The organism is Thalassotalea psychrophila, assembly GCF_031583595.1.
Taxonomy (GTDB): Bacteria; Pseudomonadota; Gammaproteobacteria; order Enterobacterales; family Alteromonadaceae; genus Thalassotalea_A; species Thalassotalea_A psychrophila.
Genome location: NZ_CP134145.1, coordinates 3,176,128 through 3,190,639, shown reverse-complemented (window position 1 = coordinate 3,190,639; position 14,512 = coordinate 3,176,128). Strand labels below are relative to the sequence as shown.

General features: G+C 37.3%; 12 protein-coding genes. 8 read left to right on the top strand and 4 right to left on the bottom strand.

Features of this window, described 5'->3' with window-relative positions; translation table 11 throughout:
- Positions 1-10 precede the first annotated feature (10 nt).
- Positions 11-1,387: a Re/Si-specific NAD(P)(+) transhydrogenase subunit beta gene (gene pntB, locus RGQ13_RS13050; protein ID WP_348390186.1), complete on the top strand. Its 1,377-nt coding sequence runs from the start codon at positions 11-13 to the stop codon at positions 1,385-1,387.
- Between the two features lie 128 nt (positions 1,388-1,515).
- A complete protein-coding gene (locus RGQ13_RS13045; protein WP_348390185.1) occupies positions 1,516-1,998 on the top strand; it encodes an FKBP-type peptidyl-prolyl cis-trans isomerase in 483 nt (160 codons plus the stop codon).
- A gap of 34 nt (positions 1,999-2,032) precedes the next feature.
- Here RGQ13_RS13045 and RGQ13_RS13040 read toward each other — a convergent pair whose 3' ends face one another.
- Positions 2,033-2,707: an OmpW/AlkL family protein gene (locus RGQ13_RS13040; protein ID WP_348390184.1), complete on the bottom strand. Its 675-nt coding sequence runs from the start codon at positions 2,705-2,707 to the stop codon at positions 2,033-2,035.
- A 137-nt stretch (positions 2,708-2,844) separates the two neighbouring features.
- On the opposite strand from RGQ13_RS13040, the gene RGQ13_RS13035 reads away from it, so the two are divergent.
- On the top strand, positions 2,845-4,137 hold the full coding sequence (locus RGQ13_RS13035) for a metal-dependent hydrolase family protein (protein WP_348390183.1): 1,293 nt from the start codon (positions 2,845-2,847) through the stop codon (positions 4,135-4,137).
- A gap of 42 nt (positions 4,138-4,179) precedes the next feature.
- Positions 4,180-5,337: a GNAT family N-acetyltransferase gene (locus tag RGQ13_RS13030; protein ID WP_348390182.1), complete on the top strand. Its 1,158-nt coding sequence runs from the start codon at positions 4,180-4,182 to the stop codon at positions 5,335-5,337.
- Here the strand turns inward: RGQ13_RS13030 and RGQ13_RS13025 are convergent.
- Positions 5,334-6,218: a DMT family transporter gene (locus RGQ13_RS13025; protein ID WP_348390181.1), complete on the bottom strand. Its 885-nt coding sequence runs from the start codon at positions 6,216-6,218 to the stop codon at positions 5,334-5,336. The two genes, RGQ13_RS13030 and RGQ13_RS13025, sit on opposite strands and share 4 nt — an antisense overlap.
- A gap of 147 nt (positions 6,219-6,365) precedes the next feature.
- Here RGQ13_RS13025 and RGQ13_RS13020 point away from each other — a divergent pair, with 147 nt between their 5' ends.
- The 4 genes from RGQ13_RS13020 (at position 6,366) to RGQ13_RS13005 (ending at position 11,248) form a co-directional block, all read left to right on the top strand.
- Positions 6,366-7,196, top strand: a complete 831-nt coding sequence (locus RGQ13_RS13020) for an ion transporter (protein WP_348390180.1) — start codon at positions 6,366-6,368, stop codon at positions 7,194-7,196.
- A 122-nt stretch (positions 7,197-7,318) separates the two neighbouring features.
- Positions 7,319-8,740, top strand: coding sequence for an alanine/glycine:cation symporter family protein (locus RGQ13_RS13015; RefSeq protein WP_348390179.1), 1,422 nt, complete (start codon positions 7,319-7,321; stop codon positions 8,738-8,740).
- Positions 8,741-9,101: 361 nt separating this feature from the next.
- Complete coding sequence (locus RGQ13_RS13010) at positions 9,102-10,403, top strand: DEAD/DEAH box helicase (RefSeq protein WP_348390178.1); 1,302 nt, start codon at positions 9,102-9,104, stop codon at positions 10,401-10,403.
- 80 nt (positions 10,404-10,483) lie between these two features.
- Positions 10,484-11,248: a hypothetical protein gene (locus RGQ13_RS13005; protein WP_348390177.1), complete on the top strand. Its 765-nt coding sequence runs from the start codon at positions 10,484-10,486 to the stop codon at positions 11,246-11,248.
- A 41-nt stretch (positions 11,249-11,289) separates the two neighbouring features.
- Here RGQ13_RS13005 and RGQ13_RS13000 read toward each other — a convergent pair whose 3' ends face one another.
- Positions 11,290-11,760: a hypothetical protein gene (locus RGQ13_RS13000; protein WP_348390176.1), complete on the bottom strand. Its 471-nt coding sequence runs from the start codon at positions 11,758-11,760 to the stop codon at positions 11,290-11,292.
- 63 nt (positions 11,761-11,823) lie between these two features.
- Positions 11,824-14,280, bottom strand: a complete 2,457-nt coding sequence (locus RGQ13_RS12995) for a winged helix-turn-helix domain-containing tetratricopeptide repeat protein (RefSeq protein WP_348390175.1) — start codon at positions 14,278-14,280, stop codon at positions 11,824-11,826.
- Between the last annotated feature and the right edge of the window lie 232 nt (positions 14,281-14,512).

The following is a 14,512-nucleotide window of genomic DNA, read 5'->3' as shown; positions in this document are numbered from 1 at the left end:
AGTAGTTATTATGTCTGAAGGAATTATTACAGCTGCGTATATTATTGCGGCTCTGTTATTTATTATGAGTCTTGCTGGTTTAAGCAAGCAAGAAACTGCTGAAGCGGGAAATTGGTACGGCATCATTGGTATGTCTATTGCCTTAATTGCTACTGTTGTTAACCCTGCAGTTACTGGTGTGCCATTAATTGTTGCCTGTATGGGTATTGGTGGCCTTATTGGTTTACGTTTAGCTAAAAAAGTTGAAATGACTGAAATGCCAGAGCTAGTAGCAGTACTACACAGCTTTGTTGGTTTGGCTGCAGTATTTGTTGGCTATAACAGCTTTTTAGATCACAGTGTGTTAATGGTTGGTGCAGCACTAACCATACATAACGTGGAAGTGTTTTTAGGTGTATTTATTGGCGCGGTTACTTTTACCGGTTCTATTGTCGCCTTTGCTAAACTTAAAGGTATTATTAATACCTCTGCACTAATGTTGCCACAGCGTCATAAACTAAATTTAATTGCCGGTATTGTTTGTATTTACCTGATGGTTGAATTTGTTCAAGCTGGCGGTGCGTTAAACCCATTGCTTATTATGACGGTTATTGCCTTTCTATTTGGCTGGCACTTAGTTGCATCAATTGGTGGCGCAGATATGCCTGTTGTTGTATCAATGCTTAATTCATATTCTGGTTGGGCAGCAGCATCTGCAGGTTTCATGTTAGGTAATGATTTACTTATCATCACTGGCGCTTTAGTTGGTTCATCAGGCGCTATTCTTTCTTATATTATGTGTAAAGCGATGAACCGATCATTTATCAGCGTTATTGCTGGTGGTTTTGGTACTGACGTTCAAGTTGCCAAAGATGTAGATTACGGTGAACATCAAGAAATTACCGCTGAAGCAACTGCTGATTTATTAACTGAAGCTAAATCAGTTATTATTACTCCAGGCTATGGTATGGCTGTTGCGCAAGCTCAATACCCTGTGTATGAAATTACTCGAGCACTACAAGAGCGTGGTATAGACGTGCGTTTTGCCATTCATCCTGTAGCGGGGCGTTTACCTGGCCATATGAACGTATTATTAGCTGAAGCCAAAGTGCCTTATGACATCGTACTAGGCATGGATGAAATCAATGATGACTTCCCTGAAACCGATGTTGTTCTTGTTATTGGCGCCAATGATACAGTTAACCCGGCAGCCGCTGAAGACCCAACAAGCCCAATTGCCGGTATGCCTGTTTGTGAAGTTTGGAATGCAAAACAAGTTATTGTATTCAAACGTTCAATGAATACCGGGTATGCGGGTGTGCAAAATCCATTATTCTTTAAAGATAATACGGCAATGCTATTTGGCGATGCGAAAGACTCAGTAGAGAAAATATTTAAAGCCTTGTAATATTTAAAGGTCAAAATTTAATTAACCAAGCCCGCAAATTGCGGGCTTTTTTTTGTACAGGCTATGCTCTTTTGCTAGGTTGTAGGATATAATTATCCTCAGAAACTATCCCATTTTCAGGAATAACAATGAAAATAACGAAAAATACTATTGTGCAATTTCACTATGTTCTTAAAACAGAGCAAGGTGATGTAATCGAAGACTCAACCAGTGGAGATCCTGTCGCTATCTTATGTGGTCATAAAAATATGATCATCGGCGTTGAAAACGCGCTAGAAGGTAAAGAGAAAGGCGATAAATTTGATGTTACTGTCAGCCCTGAAGACGGTTACGGTGAGTATATTGAAGAAGCGATTCAACGTGTGCCTGCAAAACACTTACAAGGCGCTGAAAAATGGGCTCCTGGTATGGTTGCTGTTGTTCACACCGAACAAGGTGAACGCCAAGTTACCGTAGTTAAAGTAGGTAAATTTATGGTTACGGTTGATACAAACCATCCATTAGCTGGTCATACGTTAAACTTTAATATCGAAATTGTTGATGTACGTGAAGCACAAGAAAGTGAAATTTCACACGGCCATGCACATGGTGTTGGCGGACATCACCACTAGGCTCTATTGATATTTATTGGTTTTAAGCTAAAGCTTAAAACGAATAAAGCAAGGCAAACTGTAAAGTAAACGGATTGTATTGCAAATTATCGAGACGCTGATCTGCAGAGCTTCTTTGTAGATCAGTTAACTCTATATTGGTGTATTTTAATTCTGTTAACAGAGCCAATTGTCGAGTTAATTCATAATCAAAGCCAAATATCAGCTGAAAAACCAAATCACCATCATTTTCCAAGGTTACCTCATTGCTAGTCGCTTCTACTTTAACTTCTGCATTTGTTGTTATCCCTGCACCAACACCTAAATAAGGACGCCAACTACCTTTGCGCTGTACGTGCCAGTAACTATTTATAGTTAAATAACTTACTTTAAATTCACCTTCTACTTTATCATTTGCATCGATACCAACACTGCTAAACGTCATGTCAGCATCGTTTTCATGTTGGTTAAAACTTAACTCTAGCGATATATTATCAGTAAAAAAATATCCTAACCCAATACCCAAAGTTACCCCTGGATCGAATTCGATGTCGATTTTTTCACTGCTATTAACTATAGAGTTTAGTTCTGCATCAGTATCATCAAAAGCAGAAACTCCAATACTGGGTTTTAAATACCAATCACCTTGGTTTGCTAAAGCATTGAAACTTACTACTAATAGTAAAACTAAAATAAATATTTTAATTGATATGCTATTCATTAGTTTCATTACAAATACCTCAAATAAAAATAGAATTTATAACTATGTATATGTTAATAATTAACTGCATATGATAATAATAGGCTATTAAATAACTCTCTGTGCTTTTCGAACACAAAAATTAAAATAAAAAATTTAGGCTCTCAATGAATAATAAATCTAAACTCGCGCTGTTAATCCTGTCGATATTACCCTTATCAATACAAGCTGCTGATATTAAAGTCATTCATGCTGGGGAGTTATTGACTGTTCCCGGTAAAACTGTACTTAAAAATCAAACCATCATTATTACTGATGATAAAATCACTGACATTCAACAAGGCTTTATTAGAGCCAAAGATATCGATAAAAATGCAAGTTATTTTGATCTGAAAAATAGCTTTGTTATGCCCGGATTAATGGACATGCATGTTCATTTACAAGGTGAATTAGGGCCTACAAATGCAAGTGATACTTTAAAGATGTCAGCTGAAGATGTTGGTATGCGTAGTGTTAGTTTTGCAAACAAAACCCTTCTTGCTGGTTTTACTACTGTTCGAGATTTAGGCGCTGATCCACAACAACTTTACGCATTAAGAGATGGTATAAATAAAGGCTGGATTGATGGTCCAAGAATTATCGCATCAGGTGGGGTTTCTGTTACGGGTGGTCATGGAGATGTGGATGGCATGCGCCATGATTTAATGGAAAAGTACACGTCAAAAACTATTTGTGATGGACCTTATGAATGTAGAAAGGCCACCCGAAAAGCAATAAAGTTTGGTGCAGATGTTATTAAAATCACGTCTACGGGCGGGGTGTTATCAGATACTAACACTGGTACAGGACAACAAATGGCTGATGATGAAATTAAAGAGATTGTTGACGCAGCACATGCATTAGGAAGAAAAGTTGCTAGTCATGCACATGCGGCAGCAGGCATTAATGCGGCACTGAAAGCTGGCGTTGACAGTATTGAGCACGGCAGTTACGCAGATGATGATTCCATTACACTGTTTAAATATTCAGGCGCTTATTTGGTTCCAACGTTATTAGCTGGTGACACTGTAGTTAATATGGCAAAAACCAGTGACTTTATGTCTGATGCGATAAAAGCTAAGGCAATAAGAGTTGGTGGCGATATGATGAAAAACTTTGGCCGAGCCTATAAAGCTGGAGTTAAAATAGCTTTTGGTACTGACTCTGGTGTTTCTCGTCACGGCAACAATGCTCATGAAGCTGTATTAATGTTTAATGCGGGTATGGAACCTATGGATATTTTAAAGTCGGCCACAGTTAATGCTGCTGATTTAATTGATAAAAGTGCTACCTTAGGAACTCTGGAGGCGGGCAAATTTGCTGATATAATTGCCATGGATAAAAACCCTTTAAAAGATATTAGTCAACTTGAACAAGTTGAATTTGTGATGAAAAACGGTAATGTTTATAAAAATCTTTAGAGCAATAAAAAATTGATTTATATTAAATAAAAATGGCCTGGAATGACTGAATTTACTGCAACATTTGCAACCCAAATATCACACGTAAATAAACAGCATTGGCAGGCCATATTTCATGACAGTTATCCCTTTTATCAATACCCATTTTTGCATGCCCTAGAGCAAAGTGGTGCAGTATCTTCAGCCTCAGGTTGGCAACCACAACATTTACTCATTCATCGCGAAAATACCCTAATTGCTGCTATGCCATGTTATTTAAAACAGCATTCCTATGGCGAATATATGTTTGATTGGAGTTGGGCTGATGCATATCAAGCTCATGGTATTTCCTATTACCCTAAACTGCTCAGCGCTATTCCATTTACTCCGGCAACCGGCAAGCGGATTGGTATTCATCCTGATTTTGAACAATTTAGTCAAAAAATCTTAGCTTTAATTGTTGGTGTTCTTGAACAAACGTTAGATCAAATCGAAGCTTCTAATTTTCAATGTTTGTTCTTAGATAAAACAACCAGTGATAGCCTTGCTAAATTAGGGTTAATACAGCGTACTGACGTGCAATACCATTGGTTAAATAAAGGCTACTTATCATTTTCAGACTTTCTATCGCGGATGACTGCTCGGAAGCGAAAAATGATCAAAAAGGAACGGCAAAACCTAGTTCAGCATAAGTTAAATTTTGTTTGGTGTAATGGCGAACACATTACAAAGCAAGACTGGAGTAGTTTTTACAGTTGCTATCAACAAACCTACCTAAAACGCTCAGGCCATCAAGGTTATTTAAATCTTGAGTTTTTTACTCTGTTGTCTGAGCAATGTGCTGACAGTACTTTGTTACTGAAAGTCATCAATGATAAGCAAGAGGTTGTTGCAAGCTCGTTGTTTTTTAAATCTGATACTCACCTATATGGTCGGTACTGGGGATGCATTCAAGAGCATGAGTTTTTGCATTTTGAGGCCTGTTATTACCAAGGTATTGAGTATTGCATTAAACATAACCTGCAATGTTTTGATGCTGGAGCACAGGGAGAGCATAAGCTCGCTCGAGGTTTTGAACCGGTTAAACTCTATGGTAATTACTTAATACCTTTACCAAATTTTAAACACGCTATCGCTGATTTCATCGAAAAAGAGCAACGCTATCATAATGAATATATGCAATCAGCGAGTTCTTACCTGCCATTTAAAACAGATAGCTAGGTATTGTTTTTCGACGTTTTCATTTTTAACATACCAGTAGTCATACTAACGCCAAATAAAATTAACGCTGCGCCCATCAACATTGACAGTGTGACAATCTCATGTAAAAACAATACGCCCCAAACTATGCCAAACACCGGGATCAAGTACGCAACGGTGATCGCCTTTTCAGGACCTAGCGAAGCAATTAAACGAAAATATAATATATAGGCTAATGCCGTACAAACAGTGCCGAGCGTAATTGACGAATAAAGTGCTAAATCACTCACTGGGGTACTTGGCCAAGTCATAGGCAGAAATGGTAAACATGCTAATGTTGCAAAAAACTGACTGCCTGTGGCTATGGCTAGGGTATTTACCCCTGTTAATTTCTTTTTAGTGTAACAGGCAGCAAATCCATAATTAAGTCCTGCAAATAATCCGGCAATGATCGCTATTGATGTTGCTTCAAAGCTCACATCTGTTTTTGTGAAAAATAAAGAAACTACCCCTAGAAAGCCAAGAATTAATCCCGTTGTTTTACTCACAGTTAAATTCTCTTTAAACCAAACAAAAGCAATTAGGCCAGCAAAAATAGGAGCCGTTGCATTTAGTATGGAGTTGAGACCCGCACTTAAACTAAGTGCCGAAAACGCTAGCAGAGTAAAAGGAATTGCGGTGTTGGTTAAGCCAACGACACAAATGCTAAACCAATTGTTGCTAATATCTCGAACACCTTTAAAAAACAATAAAAAAGGCAGTAAAGTGATAAAACCGACAGCAGCCCTAATCGTAATTAAGGGGACTGGGCCAAACTCTGGCGCAGCTATGCGCATGAACATAAACGAAGCACCCCAAATGGCGGCTAAAGATATTAAGGTTATAAACTGGGAAAGATTCATTCATTAAAAGCGCTGACGTTTAACATGTGGTTAATATACCCGTATTAAAAGTAAAAGCTAATGGTTAATTTGATATTAAAGGTTGAATTTACTCTTGTAAGCCTTATATCAACGGCAACCTAACTTTAAAATTTATCCAAATTAAACATGACAATAAGTATTTCATTACTCCAAAATCAACTTAAGCGTATTGACTCAAGTAAAATGTTTCAAGGGGTAGTCATCTCGGTAATTATTATTTCAGCATTACTTATTGGTGCGAAAACTCATGATTTACCAAAGCAAGTGATCACGATATTGGCCTTATTGGATATGGGCATCACCATCTTTTTTGCTGTAGAAATTGTGATTCGCTATTTAGCAACAGACAATAAACCAAAATTCTTTAAGAATGGTTGGAACATCTTTGATAGTTTAATTGTTATTGGTAGCTTGATCCCTGCTGGTGGCTCTGGGGTGCTATTAGCTCGATTATTGAGAGTGTTTCGAGTATTACGCTTGGTATCTATGGTACCAGAATTAAGAATGCTTATTAATGCACTATTAAAAGCAATACCTCGGATGGGCTATATCGCCTTATTAATGTTTGTTATTTTTTATATTTATGCGGCAATTGGCAGTATTTTATTTAACGAGATTAATGATTTTTTATGGGGTGATGTATCCATTTCATTATTAACCTTGTTCCGCGTTGCTACGTTCGAAGATTGGACTGATGTAATGTACGAAACAATGGCTGTGTATCCGATGAGTTGGGTGTATTACATCACCTTTATATTTTTTACCGCCTTTATATTCTTAAATATGATGGTAGGAACTGTATTAGAGGTTATGGCTGACGAACATGAAATAGAAAGAGCTAAGTCACATGGTGAGTCAGCAGATGGTGGTGAACCAGCTAGTAGGGCGCAAATCGACCAATTACAAGCTCAAGTTATTGAATTAAAAGCATTGATCACAGAAAAATACAAAACTTAAATATCAATTTAGGCTAAGCAATATTATCATACCAAGCATTAATTCATTTTGTGGTAGTTGCACTATACTTACTATCACTTTTAATGATGCTTACATCGTAAGTATCAACATAGGATCATATTTTGATAAATGAGATTGTTGGTTGGTTAAATGGGTTGCTTTGGGGCTATGCCTTAGTACCTTTATTACTTTTTGCAGGTATATGGTTTACCGCCCGCTTAAAAGCAATTCAGTTCCGCCATTTTAGTCATATGTTTTCAGTAATGAAAAATTCCCGTAAAGGTGATGGCCACGGAATTACGTCTTTTCAAGCGTTATGTACTTCTCTTGCTGCTCGTGTAGGAACTGGTAACCTTATGGGCGTAGCGGTAGCTATTTCTATTGGTGGCCCAGGCGCAATGTTTTGGATGTGGGTTATTGCTATTATTGGTATGGCAACTGCTTTTGCTGAAAGCACATTAGGTCAACTGTACAAAGAAGAAAATAGAGATGGTAATTATCGTGGTGGCCCAGCATTTTATATGCTTAAAGGGTTAAAAAGCCCAGCCTTAGCGCTTATTTTTTCAATTTGTTTATTTATTGGTTACGGACTTATATTTTCTGCGCCACAAGCAAACTCTATCGCGGAAGCATTTAATTTTTCTTACAATATTGAACCGTGGATGACGGGAATATTTTTAACAATATTTGCCGGCATCATTGTGCTAGGCGGAATGAAAAAAATCGCCAGGTTTTCTGAGCTAGTAGTACCATTTATGGGCGTAGCCTATTTGCTTGTTGCACTGTGGGTTATTGGCGCTAACATAAGTGAAATTCCAGGAATATTAGCAAATATTGTTAGTTCAGCTTTAGGTCTACGAGAAGCTGGTGGCGGTATGATAGGTGTAGCCTTAATGCAAGGTATTAAACGCGGCTTATATTCAAATGAAGCGGGAATGGGTAGTGTGCCTCACGCAGCAGCTGCAGCAACACCGTACCCTCCACATCCAGCATCTCAAGGCTATGTGCAAATGCTTGGTGTATTCTTTGACACCATAGTGTTGTGTACCTGTACTGCAATGATCATTTTATTAAGTGGCATTGAGCTTGGCCAAACGTTTGGCATTCAATTAACCCAACAAGCGCTTGTGAATGAAGTTGGAACTTGGGGCAGTGATTTTATTGCCTTAGCTATTTTCTTCTTTGGTTTTACTTCAATGGTGGCGAATTATGCGTATGCTGAAAACGCGTTACCCTTTATAAAAATGAATAATAAAATAGGCCGTTTAGTGTTCTTAGCATTATTTTTAGGGATGATTTTTTATGGTTCAATTGCAACATTAGGTGAAGTTATTGGTATGGCTGATTTAGCTATGGCATTAATGACAGTAGTTAACGTTGTTGCCCTTATCTTGTTAACCAAAACCTTGGTTACGCTTGCTAAAGACTACAATAGTCATATTGATAAAGGTGATATTCCACGTTTCATTGCTACGCAAGAACAAGAGCAAGAAATGAACTTAACTCCAGGTATTTGGAGCGAAGAAAATACACGAATCAAATAACCTATAGACATTTAATATTTTTAAACCTCGTTATACGGGCTTAACTATTTTTACTTCAGGGATGAAGGAATGCCAACTAAACATGGATGTTTAAAAAGTTGGCTCACTTCAGGGATGAAGGAATGCCAACTAAACATGGATGTTTATAAGGTTGGCTCACTTCAGGGATGAAGGAATGCCATTACTCGGTTGGCGGGGTTTTAACCTCGCATGTGAGACTGAAGTCCCACCAACTCGAGGTTGGCTCACTTTATTCGTAGTATTAAGATCTATAGATGATAATAATGCGTTTTTTTGCTATGCTTGCGCCATTATTACCCATACCACTTGGTATAACCTACCTAACTAAACAGGACACTTCATGAGCTTCGATTCTATTGGCTTACCAGATAATTTATTGAAAGCTGTAAAAGCATGCGGCTATACAAGTATGACGCCAATTCAACAGCGTGCTATTCCTGCTGTTCGCGCTGGTCAAGACGTATTAGCAAGTGCACAAACAGGTACAGGTAAAACAGCTGCATTTGCACTGCCAATTATTGAGCAACTTTTAAAGCACAAAGCATCGACTATGCCAGTTGTTCGTGCGCTAATTCTAACGCCCACTCGAGAGCTTGCTAAGCAAGTTGCAGAGAATATTCGCGAGTACACTCAATTTACTGAATTAAAAACAGCTGTAGTGTTTGGTGGTGTAGACTCAGCTGGTCAGATCAAAAATTTAAAAGCTGGTGCCGATATTTTGGTTGCTACACCAGGTCGTTTGCAAGAGCACTTAGAAGCACGAAACGTTAGCCTAACGCAGGTGAAATTTGCTGTGCTCGATGAAGCTGATCGTATGTTGGATATGGGTTTCGTGAAAGACATTGAGTCAATTTTACAAACAGTTAAACATCAACATCAAACGTTATTATTTTCGGCAACATTTTCTAATAAAGTGAAAACGCTGACTAAACAGTTTTTAACTAACCCTAGAATTTTAGAAACAGCCAAGCAAAATGCTACAGCATCAAAAGTTCGTCACTATGTTTATCCTGTCGTTGAAGAACGCAAAAGCGAAATGCTAGCAGAGTTAATCGGTGTAAATAACTGGAAGCAGGTAATGGTATTTGCCGGCACAAAAGAAAGTGCTAATCAAATTGCCAAAGAGTTAAAGCTTGACGGTATCAAAGCTGCACTATGTCATGGCGACAGATCACAAGGCTCACGTAATAAAGCGCTAGAAGACTTTGCCGAAGGTAAAGTAAGAGTGCTTGTTGCAACAGATGTTGCTGCTCGTGGTATAGATATTGAAGACTTAGAGTATGTAGTTAATTATCATTTACCATTTCTACCTGAAGATTATATCCATCGCATTGGCCGCACTGGCCGAGCGGGTAAGTCTGGTACTGCAATTTCATTTGTATCACCTAAAGATAATAAGTTTTTAGGCAACATAGAAGAAGTTGTTGGTTACAGTATTGAACAAGTAAAATTGAAAGGTTATGAGTTCGATCCTCTGGATTATGCAACTAAATCCGAGAAAAAAGCGGCAGCAAGCAATACTAGCACTAGAAACCGCTATCAGGCACAGCAAGATAAGAATCGAAGTGTAGCCAAAAAACGTACAGACGTAGGCAGGCCTAAAGCCAAGCAAAAACGTGCAAGTCGTTATTCAACAAAATAAAAGCAATTGCTATCTGCATAAAGTCTTTATTGTTAATTTGGTCTGGGTTCATGGTATTAATAGTGCTGAAAAAATAGATAATGAATAATAATTCTAATAAAGCTGTTCCACACTCGAAAAGAATAGCAAATGCCGATACGGATCAGTTTTATCAAAGTGAGCAAAGCATACATCAACATGTTGATCATAGCCTTGCCCACCAAGAAATTGAAATCCCATTTAATTTTCGTCACTGCTGTTGGTTTTGCCAAGAGCCAAGTAACCAACAACTGTTATTCCCAAGCACTAAAGATCGCCTGATAGACTGCCCTCATCAGGCTATTTCTGTACCTATATGCCGTGAGTGTAAGTCTCTTGCCAAAACATCTCAGGCTATCGATATATACAGGTGTAGAGAACAAATTAAAAAAGCATTAGCCAAACGCTATCAGAAAGATTTAGCTATAGGAAAAAACTGGACAAAAGAAGAGCTTGCAAATGCTGGCTTTGAAGGTGGTAGTTTTGAAGGTTTTGCCAAAAGCGGCTGGATGATGTTTGAAATAGCAAGAGACAGGGTTAACTTTTCAAGTTGGCCGTTGTGGTGTAATGGTGAGCAAATAGAAGATACAACACTTGGCAAACAATTCGCTTTTGACGGTGTAACGTATTCTGATCTTAATCAAGCAGTAGACTTTTATGTTAAGACCTTTAATTTGCACAAAGACTTCTTTCTAGAATGTATAAATATTGTTGGCGTTAACCGTTTTGGTTATGCAATTCGATTTGCTCGCTTGTATATTGGCTATACAACAGAGGCCCGCCGAGAAATACTAAAAGACCTTTCTACAACAGAAAAGTCTAGTTAGTTTAACTTCCATTTACTGTTTAATATGTGTAAGTACTTAGGTTAATTGCCTACGATAATTATGGGGTCATACGGTTCTGCTGCACATGCAGCTATTGTAACTGAATAGTAGAAACTAGGTGGGGATACCGCGGCACCTTTTTTATCAATTTTGCAGCGTATTTTATTTCCGTTTGGTGATGCCAATTTACAGTTTTCACCAAATGGTGATCCTTTTTTGAAATCTATGGTAAAGTTTTGTTTTTTGCTGTTTTCTGCAAATTCCCACTCTATATGCTTGTCTTTTTTAGTACAGACACAATCCTTCTTCCCTTCGCATGGGCTTGTCACTCCTGGAAATTCTGTCGCACAACTCGATTTATCGCTCGGCGATAAACTGGTGACACAATTACTTGCATCTAGGTTCATTTTAATTGTATTGGCGTTAGCAACATTCGAGGTAAACAAGAAACTTGCAAATACGAAGGTAATAACGGTTGTTAAGCTGGTTTTTGTTAGTGTTAGTTTACTCATAATTTATCCTTAAGAGTAATACCCTGATTACAACTAGAAACTTGGTATCAATTTTAGTATTGCTTAATTATTAAACAACTTGCTAAGTTGTTCTTTATAGACCAAAAATTGCGGATCTGCCAATAACAGCTCTTTGGGGTAGCCAAGCTTTATGGTATTTTCGATCATATATTCAGCGTCAATAATTCGATCACAATTTAAATACATTAAGGATAAGCTATAGAAAATATAAGGATCGGTAGGGAGTTTATTGAGAACCGTTTGGGCATAAGAGTCAGCTACGGAACATTGATCTAGTTCTGAATAATAGCGCGCTATTTGAGACTGAATTGATTCATTTTTAGGGTTAATTATCTCTTTTTGCAAGGCTAATTCTAACGCTTTGTTGAAAGCCCCAAACGCCTTGTTATTTTGAGTTGCTGAGTATTTATATGCTTCACCTAAGTTTGCCCATATGGTATTGTCGTTTGGGGTAAGTTTGCTTCCTTGCAAATAAATTTCTGCCGCGTTATCAAATTGTTTTAAGAAAAATAAACTAGTGGCTAAATTTGAATAGGTAAGAGCAGAGGGCTCTATAGCTAACGCTTTTGACCAAGCAACACTAGCATTTTCCCAATCCATCATTAAAAAGTATGCACCGCCTAAAGCATTATAAGAGTTGGCTACATTGTCATTTAGTAAATTAACCTTGTTAAATTGAGAAACTGCTCGTTCATATTGACCGGTATAATGAAGAAAAATACCAAATTGATAGTGATTTCTCCAATAGGCAGGTTCAAGTTCAATTGCTCGCAAATAGAGCTCTTCAGCTTTATCTTTATCCTCAAGGTTAAAATATACTTCTGCCAGGGTTGCAATAACATCAGTCGCTTGGTTATTAATTGCTAAAGCTTGTTCTAAATATTTAATTGCATCTTGTTGTTTTCCTCTGATCATATTTAACTTACCTAGAGACAAATAGGAATCCACACTTTCTGACTTATAACTGGCCGTTAAATCACATACTTCAACCCCTTTTGCATAATGTTGAGGGTCTTTCCCTAAAAGATAAAGATCTAAATAAGTTAAACAAAGGGCAGCAGAAGCCTTAATAAACTCTGGATCTAATTTTAAGGCTATATTAAAAAGACTTTCGGCGGTCATTAAAGAATTGATACTTTTAGTTTTTCGATATTCGTTCTTACCTTGCAGATAAGCATCGTAAGCTTCAAAGTTAGTTGTTGGCATCGAATTTTGATTATTACTTAATTGATCATTGTTATCGGGCACTAACAAATGCAAGGCACTTACTACTTTTCTGGAAAGCTCTGCATATAAACTTAATATTTTTGTTAACTCGCCTTTAGTTTCAACTCCCCATACTTGAAAACCACTTACTGAATCTATCAGACTGGTATTAACAATAATTTTATTTTGTTCATATTTAGCTTTGCCTTCAAGAATATAACGAACCCCTAGACGGCCTTTGATAACATCTATATTTGCGTCAGTTTCTAAGGCATTTGTTGCTCTCATTGAAGCCACTTTAAAACTCGGCTTTTGGGCTAAATAGTTAATTAACTCTTCCTGTAAACCTGAGACCACATATTCTGGAAGTTGTTCGCCGTTTGTCGAAGAATTTTGAATGTTGAAACTAAGCACAGCGACAGCATTATCTACAACTTCAACAGTTAAAATACTGCTTTCTATGCTAGTTTGTTGCTCAGCTTCAACCTCAATAAACGTAATTAAGTGAGTAGATAAGTAGTAAATAACACTTAAAACAATGCAAACAAAAAATGAATCGACAAAAAGCTGTTGGTAAAAGAATTTAGCCTTATTCGCTTTACTAATTAAGTGCTGCCGTTTAAATTTTAATTCTTTTAGCCACTGATAACTGATAACCAATGGAAAACCGACAATAAGAATTAAAGTGGCAAACTTTACTCCCCAACTTGGCGCATTAAAAACCGGTAGAACTATGGAAAATACTTGCAATAACACCCATGAAATAAGCACATAAGCCGCACTGGCCTTAAATAATCGGCTACTTTTAAATATTGAAAGGGTTAAACGCCAACGAGTATTAGCGGGTGGTTGATTTTCGTAATCGTCAGTAAAACCAAATAACCCTGAACTTGGTTTTGCCAACGTTGGTTGCATCATCCTATAACCTTTTCTTGGGATGGTTTGGATATAAGTAGGGCATTCTTTGTGATCATCTAACGCATGTCTTATTTCGCTGATGATATGAGTGATATTTGTTTTAGACGCTTTTGTATCTCCCCAACCAAATGATAATATTTGCTCACGAGAGACTATTTCACAATTATTCGCTGCTAAAAATAACAATATTTCCATTGCTTTTGGGGCTACGTGATGGCGCTCGGAGTTTCTTATGATTAAACCAAGATCTGGTTCAACTACGACATCACCTAAACTAAAACCGTTATGCAATTCTTTAGGTACTGAAAATCCATCAACGGTATGTTTTATAACTGTTGATTCAGTTGTTTTGTTTTTAATTGGTTTATCAGACACGGTTAAAAATAACGTAAGGTATTCATTACTACTCGAATAAACCTCTATCCCTAAAGTAAATAAATATGAATATATATATTATGGTTGTTGAAGCGCTAATTAGCTAATCACAAGGATAAGTTTATACATTTATCTAGCAAAAAATGATAAAGTAATTTGTAAACATAATGTTAGGTTTAATCTAATTACCTATAGCAGAAATTATCTCGTTTTTTATCGTAAGCAGTAAATA

Excerpts from the sequence above, each read along its gene's own strand:
- pntB (WP_348390186.1), top strand. The coding sequence starts at position 11 with ATGTCTGAAGGAATTATTACAGCTGCGTATATTATTGCGGCTCTGTTA.
- RGQ13_RS13045 (WP_348390185.1), top strand. The coding sequence starts at position 1,516 with ATGAAAATAACGAAAAATACTATTGTGCAATTTCACTATGTTCTTAAA.
- RGQ13_RS13040 (WP_348390184.1), bottom strand. The coding sequence starts at position 2,707 with ATGAAACTAATGAATAGCATATCAATTAAAATATTTATTTTAGTTTTA.
- RGQ13_RS13035 (WP_348390183.1), top strand. The coding sequence starts at position 2,845 with ATGAATAATAAATCTAAACTCGCGCTGTTAATCCTGTCGATATTACCC.
- RGQ13_RS13030 (WP_348390182.1), top strand. The coding sequence starts at position 4,180 with ATGACTGAATTTACTGCAACATTTGCAACCCAAATATCACACGTAAAT.
- RGQ13_RS13025 (WP_348390181.1), bottom strand. The coding sequence starts at position 6,218 with ATGAATCTTTCCCAGTTTATAACCTTAATATCTTTAGCCGCCATTTGG.
- RGQ13_RS13020 (WP_348390180.1), top strand. The coding sequence starts at position 6,366 with ATGACAATAAGTATTTCATTACTCCAAAATCAACTTAAGCGTATTGAC.
- RGQ13_RS13010 (WP_348390178.1), top strand. The coding sequence starts at position 9,102 with ATGAGCTTCGATTCTATTGGCTTACCAGATAATTTATTGAAAGCTGTA.
- RGQ13_RS13005 (WP_348390177.1), top strand. The coding sequence starts at position 10,484 with ATGAATAATAATTCTAATAAAGCTGTTCCACACTCGAAAAGAATAGCA.
- RGQ13_RS13000 (WP_348390176.1), bottom strand. The coding sequence starts at position 11,760 with ATGAGTAAACTAACACTAACAAAAACCAGCTTAACAACCGTTATTACC.